Origin of the sequence: Flavobacterium sp. XN-5 (assembly GCF_008033395.2) — a bacterium.
GTDB lineage: Bacteria > Bacteroidota > Bacteroidia > Flavobacteriales > Flavobacteriaceae > Flavobacterium > Flavobacterium hiemivividum.
Genome location: NZ_VOGZ02000003.1, coordinates 264,937 through 288,248 on the forward strand (window position 1 = coordinate 264,937; position 23,312 = coordinate 288,248).

Annotated in this window: 11 protein-coding genes and 1 pseudogene; 8 read left to right on the plus strand and 4 right to left on the minus strand. The window is 34.5% G+C overall.

Annotated features, from left to right (window positions below; translation table 11 throughout):
- Nucleotides 1–225: 225 nt before the first annotated feature.
- The 3 genes and pseudogenes from FQU23_RS16185 to FQU23_RS08370 all read right to left on the minus strand — a co-directional run.
- Nucleotides 226–354 (minus strand): annotated as a pseudogene (locus FQU23_RS16185) (hydroxyisourate hydrolase); the annotation flags it as partial.
- Between the two features lie 689 nt (nt 355–1,043).
- Nucleotides 1,044–2,819: a RagB/SusD family nutrient uptake outer membrane protein gene (locus FQU23_RS08365; RefSeq protein ID WP_147673463.1), complete on the minus strand. Its 1,776-nt coding sequence runs from the start codon at nt 2,817–2,819 to the stop codon at nt 1,044–1,046.
- A gap of 11 nt (nt 2,820–2,830) precedes the next feature.
- A complete protein-coding gene (locus tag FQU23_RS08370; protein ID WP_147673464.1) occupies nt 2,831–5,989 on the minus strand; it encodes a SusC/RagA family TonB-linked outer membrane protein in 3,159 nt (1,052 codons plus the stop codon).
- Nucleotides 5,990–6,402: 413 nt separating this feature from the next.
- On the opposite strand from FQU23_RS08370, the gene FQU23_RS08375 reads away from it, so the two are divergent.
- Nucleotides 6,403–9,408, plus strand: a complete 3,006-nt coding sequence (locus tag FQU23_RS08375) for a two-component regulator propeller domain-containing protein (protein WP_165425745.1) — start codon at nt 6,403–6,405, stop codon at nt 9,406–9,408.
- Nucleotides 9,409–9,566: 158 nt separating this feature from the next.
- Here the strand turns inward: FQU23_RS08375 and FQU23_RS08380 are convergent, their stop codons facing one another.
- Entirely contained in the window at nt 9,567–11,219 is a 1,653-nt protein-coding gene (locus FQU23_RS08380; protein WP_147673466.1) for a beta-N-acetylhexosaminidase, read from the minus strand.
- Between the two features lie 532 nt (nt 11,220–11,751).
- Between FQU23_RS08380 and FQU23_RS08385 the strand changes: the two genes are divergently transcribed.
- From FQU23_RS08385 to FQU23_RS08415, 7 genes are all read left to right on the plus strand, one after another.
- Nucleotides 11,752–12,579: a glycoside hydrolase family 16 protein gene (locus FQU23_RS08385; RefSeq protein ID WP_147673467.1), complete on the plus strand. Its 828-nt coding sequence runs from the start codon at nt 11,752–11,754 to the stop codon at nt 12,577–12,579.
- Nucleotides 12,580–12,805: 226 nt separating this feature from the next.
- Nucleotides 12,806–15,253: a beta-galactosidase GalA gene (galA, locus tag FQU23_RS08390; protein ID WP_147673468.1), complete on the plus strand. Its 2,448-nt coding sequence runs from the start codon at nt 12,806–12,808 to the stop codon at nt 15,251–15,253.
- A 6-nt stretch (nt 15,254–15,259) separates the two neighbouring features.
- Nucleotides 15,260–16,810 carry a sulfatase gene (locus tag FQU23_RS08395; protein WP_147673469.1) on the plus strand — a complete coding sequence of 517 codons (1,551 nt, stop codon included), beginning with the start codon at nt 15,260–15,262 and terminating at the stop codon, nt 16,808–16,810.
- A gap of 183 nt (nt 16,811–16,993) precedes the next feature.
- Nucleotides 16,994–19,621, plus strand: coding sequence for a LamG-like jellyroll fold domain-containing protein (locus FQU23_RS08400; RefSeq protein ID WP_165425746.1), 2,628 nt, complete (start codon nt 16,994–16,996; stop codon nt 19,619–19,621).
- Nucleotides 19,622–20,149: 528 nt separating this feature from the next.
- Nucleotides 20,150–21,022: a helix-turn-helix domain-containing protein gene (locus tag FQU23_RS08405; protein WP_147673471.1), complete on the plus strand. Its 873-nt coding sequence runs from the start codon at nt 20,150–20,152 to the stop codon at nt 21,020–21,022.
- A 241-nt stretch (nt 21,023–21,263) separates the two neighbouring features.
- Nucleotides 21,264–21,863 carry an ankyrin repeat domain-containing protein gene (locus tag FQU23_RS08410; protein ID WP_245181088.1) on the plus strand — a complete coding sequence of 200 codons (600 nt, stop codon included), beginning with the start codon at nt 21,264–21,266 and terminating at the stop codon, nt 21,861–21,863.
- Nucleotides 21,864–21,876: 13 nt separating this feature from the next.
- A complete protein-coding gene (locus FQU23_RS08415) occupies nt 21,877–23,238 on the plus strand; it encodes an amidohydrolase (RefSeq protein ID WP_147673473.1) in 1,362 nt (453 codons plus the stop codon).
- Nucleotides 23,239–23,312: the final 74 nt, after the last annotated feature.

Consider the following 23,312-nt stretch of genomic DNA (forward strand, 5'->3'; position numbering starts at 1 on the left):
TTTATCTTAGTTTATTGATCTTTATGCGACATCATTTTAGGTCGTAGCCAATTGAACTTACTGACGTTTATGAAGAAAGTCTTTCAATTAATGATGTAAATTCCAAGCAAATTAATATCCATCAATTTGCTATTCAAAGATTATAAAAACCTTACGTAAGGTAGTATGAGAGTCGAGCTCCGTTAGTTTCTAGCGGAGCCGTCTACTCGACTGTTTTTTTGTAATTTAATTTCCTCTATATGTTGAATAACCAAATGCAGAAAGTGTAATTGGAACGTGATAATGGTGTTGGTTTTTAATTTGGAAAACAACTTCTATAAAAGGGTAAAAACTCTCCATATTATCTCTTTTAAAATAATCGCTTGTGAATTAAGTTAATTTATAAGTACCTAAATTTGAATTGGCTGAACTTAAAAAATCAGTTATTCTTCCGTTTAAATCAGTTTTTTTCTCGTCTACAAATGACCAAATTTTCGTTAGTTCATTACACTTTTCTAATTTCATAGAAACACCAGTTGCAGCTGTTACTTTAGAAACTTATAAAATACGACTCGAAAGGTAGTAACTTTACAGATGCAAGCTTAGCAGAGACAAGGAACTTAAATGGTTTAGTTTATTCTGAAAATATCACAAATCGTAAAGAGTAAGTACAACCTATAAGAATCAACTAGGTAATTGACTGTAAATTATTAATCGCAAGTTAAGATGTACAAAAAAAACGGGATAAAGAGAATTTTTTCTCTTTATCCCGTAAAGCAACCTTGACCGAACAATTTACAAACCATTTTAAGTCATATTTAAAGAAAATAGCTTTGTGGAATCCATTTTAGAAAATACGAACCAATAGTAAGTTTTATGTAAAGTTATAGACAGTTTTTTTGAAAATCCTAATCGTAAAGTAACCATGGAAAAGAAGCTTTTTAAATGAGAGAAAGAGCTACCAATACCCTGATAAAAATAACTGTATGTCCATGGTGTTGATTTTATCCATCTCATCTTATTACCAGCATTTCGTTTTTGGAGATTAAGTTTAAAATACGGAATTAATACCCAAAGTTTTGATCCTCCGGAAATACTTTGTCATTATTGTTGATCTCATCTAAAGGTATAGGAAGCAGTAAGTTCTTTTTCAAGAAATCTTCAGTAAGATTACCATTATTAATGAGATAATCCTTGTATTGTCCTCCAACATTATTGGTAACTTCAATATTGATTCTGTATTGAATATTTTTACTATTGTTATGAAGTTCCATTACTTTTTTCAAGTAAGTTGTTCCTCTACGGCGGATATCTTCAAACAAATTTGGTTCTCCAGCCAATTCAAACATTCTTTCAAAAAAGATTTTATCACGCATCGCGTCTTTGCTTAATGCAGTTTGAACTTGTGGATAGACAGCTCCTGCAACTGAAGTTCTTGCACGGGTTAAAACTTGGTTTAAGTATGTTAGTGCCTGACCACCATTTCCTAATTCGTTTTCGACATCAGCCATTAATAGCAGTAAATCTGCGTAACGAAAGACGATCAAGTTTTTAGGGTCATATTGGGCATTAGCCATTACTGTAGAGAGCATTTTATTGTTCAATGGATGTATATTTCTATCACCAACACTTGTGTTATTCCAAAGATTTCTAAGACCATTAGGCATAGTAGTACCAGCAGCAAAGTTATAATCTGGATTCGTTGCTGTGTTTCCAGCATTACGAGGTGCTGAAGCATACATATCATAAACAACAGGTGCAATTGCAGTACCAGTATTATATAACGGGTATGCATAATAAGTTTGATTTTGAGTTGCAGCTGAAGTGTTGTTAACCCATTTCGATAAATAGGTTGATGCCAAACGAGGATCGTCAGAGTAAGTACCACGATGCAAGTCATAGAATGCTCTGTCAATTTTGATATTTCCAAAAGATGGCTGAGCTGCCGCTATTCTACCGTAGGATCCAGCAGTAGGACCAAAATTAAATGAAGTACGTAGATTGATACCGATAGCGTCAGTAAAATTAATTTGGAATATAGATTCTAAATTGTTAGTATGGGTAAGCCATAAATCAGAAAATTTAGGTGATAATGTAAACTTTCCAATTGCCTTATCTCCGTACGTTTTTGCCAAAGTGTATAATGCAGTTGCATCTTTACCATCTGCTTGAGATTGGTTCGCCATCATCCAATAACATTTAGCAACAAAGGCATTAGCAGCATCTTTTGTTGCCAAACCTTTCATACTTTCAGTTGCTGGTAAGTTTTCTGCTGCAAATATTAAATCATTAAGTGCTTGCTCATATACTTGGGCTCTTTCACTTAAAGGAGTGTGTAAGTTGGTTGATGAGAGCGGTTCTGTTATTATAGCTGCCTTCCCAAACAAATTAGCTAATTGAAAATATGCAAATCCTCTTAAAAATCGAGCATGTGCAATACCTCTGGTTTTATAGGCTTGAGAAAGGCTAGATCCTTCCAATCCTTTTGCTAAGTAAGTACCTTCTGAAATAACCCTGTAAAACCCTGTCCACATAGAATTTAAAAGGGGATGTTCTTGGTAATAATCATACTTTATTGATCTTTCTAGACGATCCCCATCGGTTTTAGACCAAAAAACTCCGTTAGCTATGTTTATTTCATGTATAAACTGACCATAAAGTGGTTGAGCACCTAGCCAACCATAATTTTGCATTATAACAGCCTCGGCTGTGCTTTCACTGTTAAAAACAGTTTCAGAATTTAAACTATATTTAGGATCTTCTTCTAAAGAACACGATGTGGTGCTGATGATTGATACCAAAACAATCATCAAGCTGATTATATTGAATTTTATTTTCATGATTTATTTTATTAAAACGTTAAATTTACACCTAGAATAATTTGTCTTTGTACAGGGAAAGAATAAAGATCAAATCCTCTTCTTAATGGATCAAAGTTGAAAGATCTACTTGTAGGGTCATAACCACTGTAATTACTTATTGTGAAAGGATTTTTTGCAGATGCAAATAGATCTATACTACTTAATCCTAATTGACCAGCTATATCTTGTTTGAAACTATAACCTAAAGTAATATCTGTACATCTTAAGTAGCTTCCATCTTCAAGATATCGATCATAGATATGTCCATTAACTATATTACTATTAATAGCTGGATATACATTTGAAGGGTTTGTAGTTGTCCAAGCATTTGCAATAGCTGCAGGGTTCATGTTTCTATCTCCACTTTGAAAATTAGCTAAGTTATTGTAACGGTTGTTGGCATTAAATATATCACCTCCTTGTACACCTGAAAACGAAGTTGAGAATCGTAATTGCTTGTAATTTACACTTGATTGGAATCCATAAGTGTAGTCAGGGTTTGGATCACCAATAATGGTTTTATCAGATAAATTTACAACACCATCACCATTCACATCTACCACTTTAAGATTTCCTGGAGCTGCTGAAGTTCCAAAAGGAGCACCTACTGCGTAAGTGTCAGCTTGTTGTACAATACCATTGGTTTTAAATCCGTAGAAAAGACCAGGAGCTTCACCTTCCATAAAGATATTAGCTTGACCAAAGTGATCTCCTGCAGTGTTACCTAGAAATGCTGTTACAGTGCCTAAAGAACCATATACACCCGGGGTGTTTCCTATTTTATTAATGGTAGATTTGTTGAATCCAATATTACCGCCAACAGTCCATTTCAAATCTTTTTTACGGATAATATCTACATTTAATAGAGCTTCAATCCCTTTGTTTTCGATTTCTCCTCTGTTAACTGTAATTGAAGAGAAAGCTGTAGAACCTGGCAAAGAAATATTTACTAGCAAATCTTTAGTTGTTTTGTTATAAACATCCACCGATCCGGAAATTCTACTATTAAAAAATCCAAAGTCAACTCCTCCATTTAAAGATGCTGTGCTTTCCCATTTTATATCAGGGTTACTTATTCCATTAACGCCTAAACCTTGTAGTTGGGCTCCTGCAACTGTTGCATAACCTGAACCTATAGCTCCGTATCCAAATACAGTTGAATAAGGACTTATATTTTGACTTCCTGTTTCTCCATATCCAGCACGTAGTTTAAACTGGGACAACCAATCGGCGTTGTTTGCTATAAAGTTCTCTTGAGCTACGTTCCATGCTAAGGCAAATGATGGGAAATATCCCCATCTATTTTCGGGGCTAAATTTACTTGTTCCATCGGCACGCATAGTACCAGTAAGAACATATTTTCCATTAAAAAACGAAGCATTAAATCTGGCCAAATAGGATAACAATTGGTAGTCGCTTTGTCCTGGACTTAAAATTTGTTGAGTGGTAGCAGTGTGAATTCCATTGGTACGTAAATTTTTATAAGGAAAATTTCTTCCTAGTTCAGCTGTACTTGACAAATTGTAAACATCGTAAGTTACACCTGCAGTGGCGTCTATATTTACTGCACCAAAAGATTTATTATAGAACAAAAGGTTTTCAACATTATAGTTGTTACGTTTTAATCTGTCCACGGTCAATTGACCATTGTAGTTAAAACCAGTATACAATCCTAAATCATACCAATTTGTTTTTTCCACATTGTTTAGGTTACCTCCAGTTCTAAAAGTATATTTTAGGCCCTTTGTAATTTTATAATCAGCATTGAAAGATCCCGAAAAACGGTGTTCATTGTTAATATCATCATAATCTGTAAGCCAACTTAATACAGTAGCTCTAGTATCTACGTCGTTTCCAAAAGTCACATCATCAGTAGGTCTGAAATAAGGAGCAGTATTTATCGCTGTAGGTATAATTGCTCCAGAAACTCTACCAGTGGTATTTCCTCCAGACATCATGCTGTTTTGTCTTAGGAATCCACTAAGTTGAAAACCTACTGATAGTTTATCTGAGATATCAGAATTTAAATTTAGGCGGAAATCTCCATGTCTCAATCCAGTATTTTTAACAATACCTTCTACGTTTTTATATGAAGTAGAAAAGCTATATTTAGTTTTTTCAGATCCTCCATTTATATTCAAATTGTAATCTTGAGATAAAGCTGCTCTTGTTACTTCTCTTTGCCAATCTCTATCGGTAAGTAGAGTTTGCTTGAGAGTATTTGGTCCATCTGTGTTCGCACCAACATATGAGTATATTATCTGGTCACCAATAATAAATCGTTGGTCAGTTGGGTATTTAGTATTCCAGAAAGTTGCATATTCTCTAAGATTCATAAGATCTAAAAATTTTGTTGCTTCTGCCATAGAAAAATTTGCACTTACACGAATAGTTGCTTTACCTGCTTTGCCCTTTTTGGTAGTAATTAGAATAACACCATTAGCACCACGTGAACCATAAATAGCTGTTGCAGAGGCATCCTTTAAGATTTGAATGTCTTCAATGTCATTAGGGTTTATACCAGCCAAAGGATCTAGCGGAGGTTGATAATCTCCACTTGAATTACGCATGCCTTGTGAAGTAGAAGATTGCGGAACATTATCAATGACATATAGAGGTTGACTGTCTCCTTGCAAGGAATTAGCGCCACGAATAGTGATTGAACCAGCCGATCCAGGAGTAGAACCTCCTGTAGATATGCTGACACCAGCCACTTTCCCTTGCAGTAAGTCATCAATAGACGTGGCAATTGCAGCTTCATCTCGGTTTGGTTTTAACGAAACAATAGCCCCGGTAAGATCTTTTTTACGCATAGAACCATAGCCCACCACAACAACATCATCTAATTGTTGGGCATCCTCCCTAAGAGATACGTTGATCACCTGATCTGTACCCACTGTCTTTTGTTGATTGCTAAAGCCTAAATAAGCAAAAAACAATACATCACCTTTTTTGGCTTCTAATTTGTATTTCCCGTCAAAATCAGTTGACGTCCCTTTGGAGGTATTTTTAATCTGAACATTTACGCCAGGTATAGGCGATCCCTTCTCATCTGTAACCTTCCCGGTTACCTCTTTTATTTGTGCCAACAAAGTACTGCTAGCCATAATAATAAAAAGAAATGATAGTATCAAAATTCTTTTGCTCATAAATTTGATTTTAAGTTGGTTTAAAAAATGAATTGAATTTGGTTGTTTTAAAGTTTAATAGTTATTCAGTCTTACCTAAATTTTCTCGGTATTATTATCTTATGTATTTGAAGGGATCATTTATCTACTTGTTTTGAATTGTTATTTTACTTTTTTAAAAAAGTGAATTTTCAGTCTGACTTTAAACACAATTGTGGTGTTATATCAAATGAAAACAGAATCTATTTACTATAATTTTAACAGAATAATTATTAATGCAATAAAAATTATTGATTACAAATTTATATGATATACTAAATTATTGTTAATATTGTAGGTATACATAAAGGTTACATATCTTAAACTTTCAGGTTACATCTTTAAGTTTTAAATATATAGTTGTTAATTCGCAGAAGGTTTAAATGAGTCAAGTTATGGTGTTACAATTAAGGTTATTAAGTATTATTTTTTGTGTTTTTCTCATGCCAGGAACTATTTTACATTCTCAAACAGATGTTGTAAGATTTAAACGCATTACTTCCCATCATGGTTTATCAGAGAATAAGGTTACTGCAGTAATTCAGGATTCTGAGGGAGCTCTTTGGGTTGGGAATAAAATTGCAATAAATAGGTTTGATGGAGAGAATACTAAAGCGTATCATTTAGATCAAAATAATGGTATTAATCAGTTTTTTGAAGATTCATATAACAATATTTGGGTCGCTACAGAGTTTGGGCTTTATCTTTTTAATAAAGAAAAAGATGGTTTTGTTAAAATTAAATCCGATATTAAAAAGGTAAATAAATTATTTGATTCTAATGTTTTGTGTGTTTTACAAGTGCAAAAAAATGAACTTTTAATAAGTGGGCAGGGAGATTATTTGATTAAGTTTAAGGTAGATGAAAAAGGGCGGATTTTTGAGAAATCAATTAAATTTTTAAAGAAAGATAGTAAGTATGGAAATGTTATTAAGATAGTAAAAGATTCTAATTCGAGGTTTTGGTTGGCTACAAATAGAGGTGAAATTTTGAACATAGAAAATAATATTATTAAGAGTTCTAGCTTTTTAAAATTGAGTAGTAGCCTATTTATAAATGATATTGCAAGTGATAATTTTGGTCATTTATGGATTGCAACAAACGGTGATGGACTCTTTCGATACGATACTAAAAATAACACTAGTAAACATTTTTATAAAGACGAAAGTATAGATGGACAAACCATCAATAATAATGTCACTACAAAAGTATATACCGAAGGAAAAAATGTTTGGATTGGTACTGATGGAGGAGGGCTTAATCTATATGATCAAGCTAAGAATAGTTTTAACTATTATATGTATGATTTTGGTAATGAGTTTTCTATTTCTGATAACTCAGTTACTGACATACAGCCAGGGCTAAATGATGTTATTTTATTAGGGACAGTACATGGTGGAGTATCTATTTTTCGTAATAATTATAGAGTAAAAAATATACCCGCCAAAAATTTTAAATTTTTAGCTCAAGACCCTCAAGGATCGAGAGTAATCGAAGATAGCTTTAAGAATATTTGGTTGTCAGCAGGTAGAGCAGGTCTTCGTAGATATAACCCAATTACAAAGACTGTAACTATATTTTCAAGCAAAACATCTAATTCTAGCTTTAAAGGAAATATTGTCCTTTCACTTTTTGAGGATAATACTAAAAGACTTTGGGTGGGAACACTTAGAGAAGGGGTGAACGTTTATGATTTAACAAAGGATAAATTTATAGACTTGCCTCAAAGTAAAGATCTAAAAGGTGTTTTTGCCATAGCAGAAGATGGTGATAGAAATATATGGGTGGGTCATAGAAATGGGATCACTATTTATAATAAAAAGTTGGAATTAATTAACAAAATTAATTTATCAAAGCAAACTTCTTCAAATTCAAATCATGTAACTTGTATTTATAAAGATATTGCTAATTCTATGTGGATTGGAACGACTAACGGTCTATTTAAATACGATAAGAAGGGAAATGGTTTTGTAAGGAGTATTTATAAACAAAATAAGAATGATGTTAATTCCTTATCTAGTAGTGACATATTGTCAATAGGAGAAACCTACGATTATTCTGTTTTGATAGGAACCCATGGGCATGGACTAAGTAAATATGATAGAAAAACCGGTAAATTTGAAAAGGTTATTAATGGAGATAAAATTAATGGAGGAATAATACGTGGCATTTTACAAGATCATCAAAAGAATACTTGGCTAAGTACAAATGTGGGATTGACGAGAATAAATTTGAAAAATAATGTAACTAATTTTGGGCTTGTAGATGGTATCTTTCCATTTAATGGCGGTGCTGCAAGTTTGGACTCCTCGGGAAAAATATTAATGGCAGGTGTATTCGGATTGTCGTATTTTAATCCTTCAAAATTTCAGTACAAAAATTATTTTCCAAATGTTTACTTTTCTTCAGTTAAAGCAGTAAATGAAACAACGGAAGTAAATTATTCTTATTCAGAATTATCAAGCGATACCGTGGTGCTAGAACCTAACAATAAACTACTGAATATAAACTTTGCTTCTTCAGAATTGTATTCAAAAAGCAGTGTTAACTATCAATATCTCATTGTTGGCTTAGATAAGGAATGGCAATACCTAGGAGGTCAAAATAAAATTTCCTTCTCTAATTTAGATCCAGGTAAATACCAGGTTAGAGTTAGGGCTTCTAATAATGCAAGATTGTGGAGCGACAAATACTCTACACTAAACTTGAATATTAGACCTTCTTTTTTGCAAAGATCGTTAGTTAAATTCTTTCTAGGTGTAGGCTTTATTTCGATGCTAATTTTTGTGTATCGCTTAAGGACATCATCTATAAAAAAGCAAAAAGAAAAGCTTCAGAAGCTTCTTGATTTGAAAACGATTGAAGTGAAAGAGCAGGAGCAAAGTATTTCTCAAAGCAAGATTTCGATGTTAGAGATTGAAAAACAAAATCAAGTGCTAAAACAGAAAAAATTAGAAGACGAATTGCATTTTAAAATAGATGAGCTTACTAATAATACATTACGAGCCATGCATAAAAATAATTTGCTTACCGATATAAAAGATAAACTGAAAGTGGAATTAAAAAATAAAATTATTGATAAAAAGAATTTGGTGGATATAGTAGATCATATAAATGATAGCTTCATACTTGATGCAGATTGGGAAAGTTTTTATACTCTTTTTAATCAGGTTCATCCTCGATTCATTAAAAGTTTAAAGCAACAATATCCTTTATTAAGCGAACGTGAAATTAGATTGTGTGCTCTAATTTTAATCGATTTTTCTTCTCAGCATATAGCAACACTTTTTGGAATTTCATTAACCTCTGTAAAAGTGGCACGACATAGATTGCGAAAAAAATTAAATATAGATACTAGTAAATCTGCCAAAGAGTTTATGCTGGACATATCGATGGTTTGAAAAAATGTATAATAAAAGGGAAGACTTCGAATATATAATCGAAACCTTCCCTTATATTGATTTTCAATGTGAAAAATAAAATTTGAAAATTAGGTAGTACTACCTCTAGGCTTCACCTTGAGCTATCTTATTTTTTTTTAATATTATAATATAAAGAATTAATAATTCGATTTTGTGTATAATTTTGGATGAAATCGCTTCCCGTTTGCTTTCCAATAATCAAAATGCATAAGGTTCAAGCGTTCTACAAAATTAGTATAGTCTTTTTGCTTTTTAACAGACCATAAATTTTCTGAAAAAGCCGGCATTCGAGGAAGCAAAATATATTCAAGATGCTCGACCGAAGAAATAAATTCGGTCCAAACACCAAATTCTCCCCCCAAAATGTATTTTTGCTCTTCCTTAGACAGCTGACTAGGAATTAAATTGTATTGATATACTTTTTCTAAGGTATTAATACTATAAGCTGCCGCAAAGGGTTCGTTTTCTGGCTTATCCTGGTATCTGTTAAAATAAAAGGGATCACTTGGTGCCATAATAACATCATGTTTCATTTTTGCAGCTTTAATACCTCCTTTTTCACCACGCCATGACATTACGGTAGCATTTTCGGCTAATCCACCTTCTAATATTTCGTCCCAACCAATGAGTTGACGGTCGTTCTTTTCTAAAAAATTAGCGACGCGTTTTATAAAATAGCTTTGCAATTCATGTTCATCTTTTAGATTATTGTCCTTCATTCTTTTTTGGCATTTATCACATTTTTTCCAATAAGAGGTATCAACTTCATCGCCACCAATATGAATGTATTTTGATGGAAACAAGGCCATAACTTCGGTAAAAACATCCTCTAAAAAGTGAAAAGTTTCTTCTTGTCCTGCACAGTAGTTTAAGTTTATATTTTCCACGTTTACAGCTCCATTCCACAAAGTTGAATTTGGGCTATCTTGTTGGTGCTTTTCACAAGAAAATTCGGGATAGGCCGTTAAAGCCGCACCAGAATGGCCAGGAACATCAATTTCTGGAACCACATTAATATTTCTCTCTTTTGCATAAGCAACAATTTCCTTAATTTGCTTTTGTGTATAAAACCCTCCATATTGATAGGGCGTGCCATCTAATTTTTTACTGTAAGTAGCATCTTTTTTGTAAAATACACTACCAGGAATCTCTGTTCGCCAAGCTCCAACTGAAGTAAGTTTAGGGTATTTTTTAATCTCTATACGCCATCCTTCATTATCAGTCAAATGCCAATGGAACACATTTAATTTGTAAAATGCCATCAGATCTAAGGTCTCTTTGATGGTGTTCACATTGAAAAAATGCCTACTTACATCCAATACCATTCCTCTCCATGCCACATTGGGCTTATCAGAAATGCTGAGGTTTGGTAGTTGTATTGGTGTTTGTTTATTATTTGCTATAACATATTGCAATAGGGATTGTATGCCATAAAAAAGTCCCGCTTTGGTATTGGCAGCGATACGGACTTCTTTTGAGGAAATAGTCAAGATGTAACCTTCCTCTTTTAAATTTTCATTGGGTTGACTTAATATTTCAAACAAAATATTTTTGTTGTTTTCTTTTTTTGAAGAAACGACAACAGCTGTTTCGGTTTCAATTTTTTCAATAAGATATTTACTAAGTTTAGCTATTTCCACTTTATTTTTTGCAAGGACAATGCTTCCTACTGAATTATCTAATATAAATTGTCCTTTTTGAAACGTTAGCTGTTCTGGTGCTGGAATCAACTGTGCCTGTATAAACAAGCTACATAAGAAAGTCGTTAAGAGAAGAAAGTTTTTTTTCATGATTATATATAAAGATTTAAATTTATTGCAGTAGCATAGCTTCTTACCTTTGGGTGTAATAAACTAATTACATGTTTTAGCGTTTACATTTTTTAGACTTATACGCATTCTTTCTTCATTTTGAATGGAGAGGAAATCTTTAGAAGTAGTTGTTTTAGATGGTAGTACAATATATTAACCTTCTAAATATAGCTGACCCTACAAATTTATCTAATTAGAGTCGTTTTTTACTATTGTTGAGGTCTACTTCTAAGTTACATTTAAACTTTGTTTTCAAAATAAATTAGGAAGTTTTTTATCTAAAATTGATCATTAGTAACCTTAATGTAACGCTGCTGTAACTTAAAAGTTAGCCTTTTCAATAGGGAATGTTATGTTCAAAATTTCTATTTTTGAAAATTATGGACTCTGATATAGTGAGTGTTATAAAGCCGCTGCAGTATCCTAATTTAGCAAGCTTTAACCAAAATTCCCACAAAATAGGAAGGACTATAATGGTAATTACAAAATGAAGCAAATTAGATGAAAATATATGAAATTGAAATACCTTGATAGAATAGTAGGGCTAGTGATTCTGTATTGTGGTTTGATATCTTGTTCGTCCACTAAAAATTTGGATGAAAAAAATATCGATCCAAAATATAAGTTGGTTTTTGAGGATCAATTTAATGGCAAATTCTACAATAAAAAATATTGGAGTAGCTACCAAACAAAAAATGGAAAATCTCCTTGGAACAAGTATGTGATGGACGATGCTAAATTGGCGGAAGTTAAAGATGGTAATCTACACCTTAGAGCGCGTTGGAATTCCAAAACTGATTATCCAGAAACGGGTGCTATACAAACTAAAGACAAATTTAGTTTTAAGTACGGTAAAATTGAAGTTAAAGCAAAATTTACTAAGGCAGGTCAAGGTGGATGGCCTGCAATATGGCTAATGCCACAAAACGAAGTCTATCCTGGATGGCCAAATGCTGGTGAAATTGATATTATGGAACGCTTGAATAATGACGCTTTTATACATCAGGTTGTGCATCAAACTAATGGCGAAGCTAAAAAAAATTCAGCAGCTAAATCTCCTGTAATTTCACCTTCTGAATATAATACCTACAGTTTAATAAAGTTACCTAACCGAATAGAGTTTTATGTAAATAATGAATTAACGATGGTACATGAGCCAAAAGGAGAGTTTGCAAAAAGATGGCCCTTTGAAACGGATTTTTATATTATTCTAAATTATGCTTGCGCAGATAAAGGGCAGTCAGGCGTTTATTTTTGGCCCGGTAATGTTACTTCTACAGAAAATTTCCCCTATGAAATGAGGATTGATTATGTAAAGGTTTGGAAGTATGTAGAGTAAGTTAATAAGCTAAGATTATAATTAGTTTGAGTGCTCTAATACACGTAAAAGAGGACATAAATTTAAAAACAAGATTGCTATTAATTTTAAAATTGAATATGGCAAATAAACAATGGTACGTAACACTTTCATGTCAAACAGGCAGTATAGGTTTTAAGAGTATCGCAGGACGAAACAGATAATTTTTTAAAGTTAGATTACACAAGAACCTTATAATTATTTAAATATGACTATCTCTTTTTTAAACAACTACTTATTGCGAATTTGTATTGTTATTTTATGCTTATTTGCACAAGACTCCTCTGCTCAGAACAAGTATGAAACCGCTGTATCGAGACAAACCGAATCCCTTAATAAAAACTGGAAATTCCATTTAGGCAGTGCTAGTAATCCTGAAAAAGATTTCAGCTACGGCATTGTTCGTAATTTTACTATTGCTGGCGGCGGTGGCGGTGCAGTATCTCCAAAATTTGACGATAGCAAATGGCGCAGCGTAAATGTGCCTCATGATTGGGCAGTTGAACTACCGTTTGAATACCACAAGCATTTTGACGTTCAAAGTCATGGTTACAGACCTGTTGGTGGTTTTTACCCGGAGAACAGCGTGGGTTGGTACAGAAAACGTTTTAATGTAGATAAAGAAAAAGAAGGCCAACGTTTTGTGCTTCGATTTGAAGGGGTGTACCGTGATTTTAAGTTATTTGTAAACAATAATTACATTGGAGGCAATTTTGGTGGCTATACCGAAAGCTCTTTCGATATCACAGATTTTATCGAATTTGACAAAGAAAACTTAATCGTTCTTCGCGTTGATGCGACTCAATATGAAGGTTGGTTTTATGAAGGAGCGGGTATCTATAGAAATGTAGCTTTAGAAACTTTTACTCCCGTTCACATACCGGAATATGGTGTTTATGTATATGCCAAAGTAGAGAAATCACAGGCAAAAGTAGTTGCTCAAACAACGGTAAAAAATCAAGAAGGTAAAACTGCAGAATGTACGGTATCTTCTTATGTGATGGATGCCAAAGGAACACAAGTTACCCCAACTAGAACAGAGAAATTAAAGATAAAAAACAACGAAACACAACAAGTTGAACAGAATTTTTCTATCAAAAATCCGCTATTGTGGGGTCTTAACACGCCTAATTTATATCGATTAGTGTCTATCGTAAAAAAAGACGGGAAAATAATTGATACTATTTCAGCAGAATTTGGAGTTCGAACTTTTGATTATAACGCTACGACAGGATTTTCTCTAAACGGAGAATCGATGAAGATAAAAGGGATGTGTGTGCATCAGGATCACGCAGGCGTAGGATCAGCAGTGCCGGATGCTTTGGTGTATTACAGAATTAAATTGTTGAAGGAAATGGGTGTTAATGCGTACCGTTGCAGCCATAATCCGCCTTCAAAATCAGTTTTGGAAGCCTGTGACAAGCTGGGCATGATGGTGATGGATGAGATTCGTGTGATCGGAACGGGTAAGGAAAATCTAGACCAATTTGAGCGATTGGTAAAAAGAGACCGCAACCATGCCAGCATTATGCTTTGGAGCTTAGGAAACGAAGAAACTGGGGTTCAAAACACAGATTTAGGACGACGCATGGCGCATACTTTAGTACAACGTCAAAGAGAATTAGACCCTTCACGTTTGAGTACGTATGGCGGAAATAACGGAATTAATTTCAAAGGAATTAATCAGGAAATGGATGTGAGAGGTTTTAACTACCACATTAAAGAATTAGATGATTACCACAAAGAACATCCTACACAACCAATCGTTTTTAGCGAAGTTTCAAGTATGGTAAGTTCAAGAGGAATGTATGTAAAAGATCCAGAAAAAGGATATTTACCAGATTACGACATGAATAAGCCAGGATGGGGACAAAATGCCGAAGAATGGTGGAAATTTACCGTAGACAGACCGTGGTTAATGGGCGGTTTTGTCTGGACTGGTTTTGATTATCGTGGAGAACCAACACCGTTTACCTGGCCAAATGTAAATTCTCATTTTGGAATAATGGATGTTTGCGGATTTCCTAAAAACACCTACTATTACTACCAAAGCTGGTGGACGGATAAAGACGTTATTAAAATCTATCCACATTGGAACGGTCACAAAACTGGTGACATAGTAAATGTATGGTGTAACAGTAATGCCGATGAAGTCGAACTAGTTTTAAATGGAAAAAGTCTTGGTAAAAAAGTTATGCCACGCAACGGACATTTGGAATGGGATGTTATTTATGAGCCTGGAAAATTAGAAGCTATCGGTACAAAAAATGGAAAAACAATTCGCACTGCTGTCGAAACTACTACTGCTCCTTACCAAATTGTTTTAACACCAGATCGCAAATCGATAACTGCTGACGGAAATGATGTTTCTGTAATCAATGTAACTGTTCTTGACAAACAAGGAAGAGAAATTCCAGATGCAATGAATATGATTCAGTTTAAATTAAATGGAAATGCAACTATTTTAGGAGTAGGAAACGGTGATCCAAGTTCGCATGAGGCTGATAAATGTTTAGATGGTAACTGGAAGCGTTCCCTGTTTAACGGAAAATGCCAAATTATTTTAGAATCTATGGATAAGGAAGGTGATTTTTCGCTTTCAGCAACTAGTGAAGGTTTACAAAATGCTATGGCAACTATTCAAATGAAAAAATAAATAAAGATGAAAATATTTAAAACATCAACGCTAGTTCTAGCACTGGCATGTTCTTTTTCTGCTCCATTACTAGCGCAGAATAAAGCAGAAACTAAAAAAAGACCTAATATAGTAATCATCATTTCTGACGATCATGCTTTTCAGGCGATAAGTGCTTACGGTAATAAATATGCAAAGACCACTAATATTGATCGTATTGCTAAAGAAGGAGTACTATTTAATAAAGGTTATGTAACCAATTCCATTTGCGGCCCAAGTCGTGCCGTAATTTTAACTGGGAAATACAGTCATAAAAATGGATTTAAGGACAATGAGAACTCTCACTTTGACGGAAGTCAAGATAGCTTTATAAAACAACTAAAAGGTTCAGGTTATTCAACGGCATGGATTGGAAAATGGCACTTAGAATCCCAACCACAAGGTTTTGATTATTGGCAAATTCTACCTGGACAAGGGCACTACTACAATCCAGATTTCCAAATGATGGACGGAACCAAAAAGAGAACTGAAGGTTACGTTTCGGATATAGTAGAAGATGTTTCAGAAAATTGGTTGGATAACCGTGACAAAGACAAACCTTTTTGTTTGGTAATAGGTCATAAAGCAACACACCGTACTTGGATTCCAGATGCAAGAGACATGGGAACTTTTGACAATGTTACCTTCCCTCTACCTCACAATTTTTATGATGATTATAAAAACCGGGAAGCGGCCAAAGTACAGGATATGTCAATAGCTGAAACGATGGTTATGGGATACGACCTTAAAGTTTTTAAGGACGATGCTGCAGCTACTCTTGAAGGAACAATAGGTAGAATGAACGCCGAACAACGTAAAAAATTCGACGACTATTATTTGCCCATAGCAGCCGATTTCAAAGCTCGTAATCTAAAGGGAAAAGAATTGACAGAATGGAAATTTCAACGCTACATGCGCGATTATTTGAGTACCGCAGTTTCTTTGGATAGAAATATTGGCCGCACCTTGGATTATTTGGACAAAAATAATCTAACAGAAAATACAATCGTGATTTACATGTCGGATCAAGGGTTTTATTTGGGTGAGCACGGTTGGTTTGACAAACGTTTTATCTATGAAGAATCTTTTAGAACTCCAATGGTGATGCGTTATCCGGGAGTTATTAAGCCGGGAACGGTTTCTAATGATTTAGTGATGAATTTAGATATTGCTCCTACAATGCTTGATGCTGCGGGTGTTGCGATACCAAAAGACGAACAAGGGAAATCGATGTTGCCTTTGTTTACCGATAAAAAAGCCAAAGGACGTGATGCTATCTATTATCACTACTATGAAAATGGAGAACATTCGGTATCCCCCCATTTTGGTGTAAGAACCAAGCGCTATAAATTGGTTCGTTTTTACAAGAGAGTTAGTTCTTGGGAATTGTATGATTTAAAGAAAGACCCCAATGAGATGCATAATCTGTACGGGCAAAAGAAATATGAAAAAATCACCGCCCAGATGAAACTGGAACTCCATAAGCTGATTGACCAATATGACGATCAGGATGCCAGAAAAATCTTGGCGGAGGATTAAGTTTGATGATCTACAGAAAAGAATGTGTCATAAATGAATTGTGACTGAATAATAAACCAGTAAACATTATTTACCAAAAGGACTATAATAGCAAGCTTGCCTTTGCAAACACCAATAAATTAGTTCGTTCCCAATAGGCAAAAAATACCATAATGGAACTATTAACAAATAAAATTTATAATGATGAAAAAAGTGCTACTTATTGCTTGCCTACTGATGATTAATCAGTTGCTAAAAAGTCAGACAATCAACCAGAGTATCTCCTTTTCGGGCACTTCAAATAGTCTGGCCTCCTTTGGTAATATCAATGAATTAAACGGAGTCAATCAATTCTCTTTTGAAGCTTGGGTATATATCAATCAATGGAATGAAAATAGTTATATTTTTAGAAAAACAGCTTCTACAGCCAGTAGAATTGATCTTCAGTTAGGACCTATAGCGACTAAGAGATTGTATTTTCATGTGGCAAACGGTGCTAATACTTATGCTGCTCTTGATAATTCAGCGATTAATCTGGGGCAATGGAACCATATTGTAATGGCTTATGATGGTACGAAGTCCGCTTATAATAGGATCCGCATTTATATAAACGGTACTCAAGCTACCACGGGCATTTGGTATTCTTCCGGGAATGGATTGCTTGCTGCAACAACTCCTGTCACCACAGCTGATTTTGAATTAGGAAAAAACTTTAATGGTAAGATTGACGAGGTTAGGCTGTGGAATTATGCCCTAACAGCATCAGATATTGATAGGAAGAACACGATTAATAAATACCATCCTTTGTATGCTAATCTGATTTCCTATTGGAAGATGGACAAAAATGCTACATCCGTAATTAATACAAAAAACAATTATAATGGTACGCTCTCAAGTGCTTCATTTTCTCCGGTTACGGATAATAACACCTTCAAGTATAAGATTGTCAGTAGTTATATACGGTCTAATTTTTACGAAAGCGGCCAAATCAGTGAGGAGTATATTCGAAACAATAATGATATAATATATATGGCAACTAGTCCTTATGCCAATGGGGATTTATTCTTTGATTTCCCCGTCAATGATGGGGTATTAAATAATGCCGCTTATATGTCAAATTTTGATTCAAGAAATGGAGTGATGGATTTTTTGGGTATTGGGGCTTCAATGAATTGCGGTAGAGATTTGCTCAATAAAGCGAATGGAGGGGCAGCAACTTTTTCTTTTGCATCATGGGTGTATATTGACCAATGGGTGGAGAATAGCAGTATTTTTAGAAAATACGAATCGGCAACTAAAAATTTTGATTTGCAGTTAGGGGCGGCAGCCACAAATCAATTGATCTTTCACCTTTCAAACGGGACCGCTAATTATATAACAGCCTATAATTCAGGAATTGCCACAGGGGGATGGCACCACGTTGCCGTAACTTATTCAGGAAATACTTGCGCCTATCAACAAGTAAAAATATATGTTGATGGGCTTGCTGTACCAATATCTTATAAAAATGGGGATGGTTTACTGTCCACAACGGGTCCCTTTATCAGATCAAATTTTGAATTAGGAGTAAACTTTGACGGCAAACTCGATGAAACCAGTGTCAGTCAAATTAGTCTGAGTAGCGGCGAGATTAATGCACTGATGAACAATCAAATAGTAGTAGATACATGGAATGAAACCAAAACTGCTGCTTACTGGAAATACGATGATGCCTCAAAACCAGCAAAGGATTCCAGAACATGGATCAGTGTTTTAGAAGACCTAAAACAAACAATGACGGGATATGATGGTGTAGAAATTCGTCTGGGAATTATCGGCGGGGATTGGAAAACTATGATTAAGACCGAGACAGCTAGAATTAATTTTGCCAATAAAGTGAAAAACATTGTAGAAACCTATGGTTTTGATGGGGTAGATTTGGATTTTGAATGGTGTGCCACCACACAGGAATGGTCTGATTATAGCGCAACTATATTGACTTTGAACAGTATTTTAGGTCCAACTTCCAATTTTAGTGTAACCCTACATCCCTTGTACTATAAAATCAGTCCGGCTGCAATAGCAGCTCTTGATTATGTATCGATTCAGTCTTATGGACCAAGCCCCGATCGTTATCCATACAATGAATTTGTAAACAATGTGGATGCCATGCTCGCTTATGGATTTCCTGCGCAAAAACTCATCATGGGATTGCCATTTTATGGCGTAACTACTGATAATTCCAAAATTACGGTCAGTTATAAAGGGATTGTAAATAAATTCCCCTCGCTTGACCCTATATCAGATCAAGCAACTATGGATGTGAACGTAACGACTGGGAACGGTTGCGGAGCAACTAGCCAGCTACAGTCTAAAAGCATCACATATAATGGTCAACAAACCATCATCAATAAAACAAAATATGTAAGAGACAGGGAATTGGCTGGTGTGATGTATTGGGATATGGCAACTGATGTCGATTATACAAACCAATTGTCTCTTCTAAGAGCATTAAATAGCATAATGAATGCTAACGTCCAGGAATTTCCTCTGGAAGCTTTAACAAATCAAAATAGTAATAGTTTAAAATTAGAACATAGTATTCCTCCAGTGCATTCTGATTTTTGGCTGTATCCAAACCCGGCCAAAAATGTTTTTACTGTTGCGCTTCCTACAGAACAAAAAGGAAATATTAAAATATTTAGTTTAACAGGTCAGCAATTATTTAGCCACCCCATAAGTAATCAGGAAAAAGTCAGTATAAATAGCAGCAACTTTAAGCCAGGCGTTTATATAATTAAATTTTTTGATGAAAAAGGGAACTCTAAAACAACTAAACTAATGATCGAGTAGTTTTAATATAATTTTTAGACAAGGAGATTTTTCAACTTATTTTTCACATCTATGATGCAGCAGCTAAATTTTTATGTGGAAAAAGGGGGGCTTTTGTATTAAGTTGATGAAAATTTGCTTTTATCGGCTGAATATTAGTTGTTCAAAAGAAAGATGTGTTTCAAGTATAATTTTTTCTATTAAGAATAAATCTGTTGAGAAATAATGATCACAATAAACACAGTAAACTGTTGAAGGATAGGAGTTATTAAGAACACAACTATATTTGACAAAAACTGATTTTTCCAATTATTGTAGGAATACAGAATAAAAGATATTGTAATATTAATCGTCGTTAATCGATCTATAAGGGTACATCGTTTTTGCTGGCTGACTTATAAAAAAATGCCTATTATAATTATTGCCCAAACACTCTAGTTTATAATGCTAGAGTGTTTTTACATTTTTAGATGTATCGATAGCGTGGTTATTTGTGCCGTCTCCTTTAATTCTTTATTTTTGAAAGCAAATAATTAAAAATAAAACCAGTTGAGCAAAATTTCGTTCCCTACTTTATCTATTGGTAATATACTTGGCGAAGATAATTTGGGCGTTACCCTATTCCGTCATAGTGTCAAGGGGCGAAATGAATTTGAGCAGCCCCATAAACACGATTTCTTTCTTGTTTTTTTTGTGGAAAGAGGCTCTGGAGTTCACGACATCGACTTCACACATTATACAGTTGCTGATAATCAGGTTTATTTTGTTCGACCTGGACAAATACACAATTGGTCTCTTAAAGAGGGGACTACTGGGTTTCAGTTGATGCTTTCTAACGAAATAGTAAATATTTTTTATAATTTATCGCCACTTTCTTTTTTTCAACCCAGTTCCTTATCCTGTATTTCGTTAACAGAAACAGTTTTCCAAGAGTTTATAAAACAGCTTAACGATATAGAAGGGTTACTTCCTAATAATGATATAGTGACAAAGGAAATTGTAGCGCTTCAGCTGCATTTATTGCTTAAGTTATTGGAAAAAAATTATCTAATTCAATTTCCAGAACGCGATAGTGTTGTCAGACCTGAAAAATTAATACAAAAATTCGTTGAGTTAGTAGAAGTGCATTTTCATCAAGAACCCGCGGTAAAGTTTTATGCCACGCAGCTAAAGATCACAGCTAACTATCTAAACATCCTGTCTCAAAAATATTTAAAAACGGCTGCAGGAGATTTTATAAAAGACAGAAGCATGCTGGAAGCTAAGCGCTTGCTTGCCAGTACTAACTTATCCATGAAAGAAATCGCATACCAACTGGGTTTTAATGACAATGGCTATTTTAGCAAAGTGTTTAAAAAACTTTCAGGGGAGTCACCGAGCGATTTTAGAGAAAGTTATAAATTTTACCATCCTTACCACTAATAATACCATTCAATATTGATTTTCTAATCGATTTTTGTAATTGATAAAAATTACTAAAAATGTGTGCACATAAAAGAAAGTGCAAGTTGCTTTTCTGGTAAAGAATCAGTTTTATTAATTCAAAAAGAAATGAGTTATGACAAGGAAACGAAATAGGAGCGTTTTATTAAGCAAGTTGATTTTAGTCATTGTGTTAATTTTGGGTTGCTCATCAAAACAAACAGAATTAAAATTAGAGGATATGGATTTAAATAAAGCGCTTTTTGAAGCTGTTGATCGTGGCGATGCAACAATGCTGGCAAAGATTTTAGAAGATAAGCCATCATTAGAACTGAAAAATGATAAGGGGAGAACAGCACTGATGGAAGCAGTTTATAAAAGTGATAACAAAATAGCCGTATTGCTTATAAACGCTGGAGCCGACGTCAATGCTCAGGATGGAATTAAAAACAGTCCTTTTTTATACGCTGGTGCCGAAGGTAACTTGGAGATTGTAAAAATGGCATTGAATAATGGTGCAAATTTCAAGATATACAATCGCTACGGAGGTACGGCACTAATTCCTGCTGCTGAAAAAGGACATTTAGAAATTGTAAAACTATTGGTAAATACTGCGGGTTTTCCTAAAGATCATATAAACAATCTTGGATGGACTGCCTTATTAGAAGCTGTTTTGTTGAGTGATGGAGGTCAAGTTCATATTGATATAGTAGCTGCCTTGATCGAAGGCGGCTGTGATATAAACATAGCGGATAAAAACGGAATGACACCTTTGAGACTTGCAAAGAAGCAAGGATACGCTGAGATGGTGAAATTATTAGAAAAAGCGGGAGCAAAATAATTAAAAGATAAAAATGGAACAGAATCATATTAGTAGAAAAAGATTTTTAGGATTGAGTGCAGCCGCTACTGGAGCTGCATTATTCTCAGGTATTGGTACTTCAGCAATGACACCACAGGGAGCTGAGGATACAAACACAGCTGCTTTAAAAGATTATATTTTAACGAATGTAAGACTGGAAGAAGGGTTTGAGTACAACGAAAAAAAGGAAGTCATAGCCACAAATACAGCCTTATATAACCTGCATATTTCCGATGGCAAAATCAAAAAGATTGTAAAAGGCAAACTTGATTTAAAGCTGAAGACAATCGATGCCAAAGGTTTTTTAATGCTTCCGGGATTGCGTGATATGCACATTCATATTGATAAAACATTTTATGGTGGGAAATGGAATGCGGCACCAAGAAAAGGGTATACAGTGAAAGATATGATTGTATTGGAGGAAAAAATTATTCCACAGTTATTGACAGATTCCCAACACAAAGCCGAAGAAGCGATAGAACTGATGAAAAGCCAAGGTACTTATTTTGCTCGTTGCCAGACTAATATTGATCCCGTAAGCGGGTTAAAAAGTTTAGAGCATTTATTAGCAGCATTAGATAAAAATAAGGATAGTTTTGCTTGGGAAATTGTCGCTTTTCCACAACATGGAATTTTGTATTCCCAGTCAGAGTCGCTGTTGCGCGAAGCTGCAAAAATGGGTGTTGACTTTATTGGTGGCCTAGATCCAACGACTGTCGATGGTAATCTTGAGAAATCTCTTGATGCCATGTTTCAAATTGCAATTGACAACAATAAAGGAATTGATATTCACTTGCATGAAGGGTTACCAACAGGTAAAGCCGCCATAGAATACATCATTAAAAAAACAGAAGAGAATAAACAGCTACAGGGAAAAACATACATAAGTCACGGCTTTGCTCTTGCCAGAATGGAAGCAAACGAATTAGAAAAAATGGCTGAACAAATGGGGGTACTTGGTATTGGAGTGGTTTCTACAGTGCCTATTGGCCGCACAATAATGCCAATTCCAACTTTAAAAAAGCACGGTGTAAAATTAATGACTGGTACTGATAGTATCGTAGATCATTGGCAACCTTTTGGAAATTGTGATATGCTTGAAAAAGCAAAATTATGTGCCCAACTTTACGGTTGGACAGACGAGTATAGTCTAAGTCGCGCCTTACATATTGCTACTACTAACGAGATATTGCCACTTAATGATGCTGGTGCTCGGGTATGGCCTACGGTGGATGCTGAAGCCAATTTTATTTTGGTAAAAGCCAGTTGTTCTGCAGAAGCAGTTGCGCGTCTACCTAAAAGAGAAGGCGTTTTCTTTAAAGGAAAACTAATAGCTGGGGAAATGAATGCATAGATTCAAATTCGATCTATTAGTTGGTTTTCAAGATTAAAAAAACAAGTTTAAATTCAGAATACAAAGTATAGTTT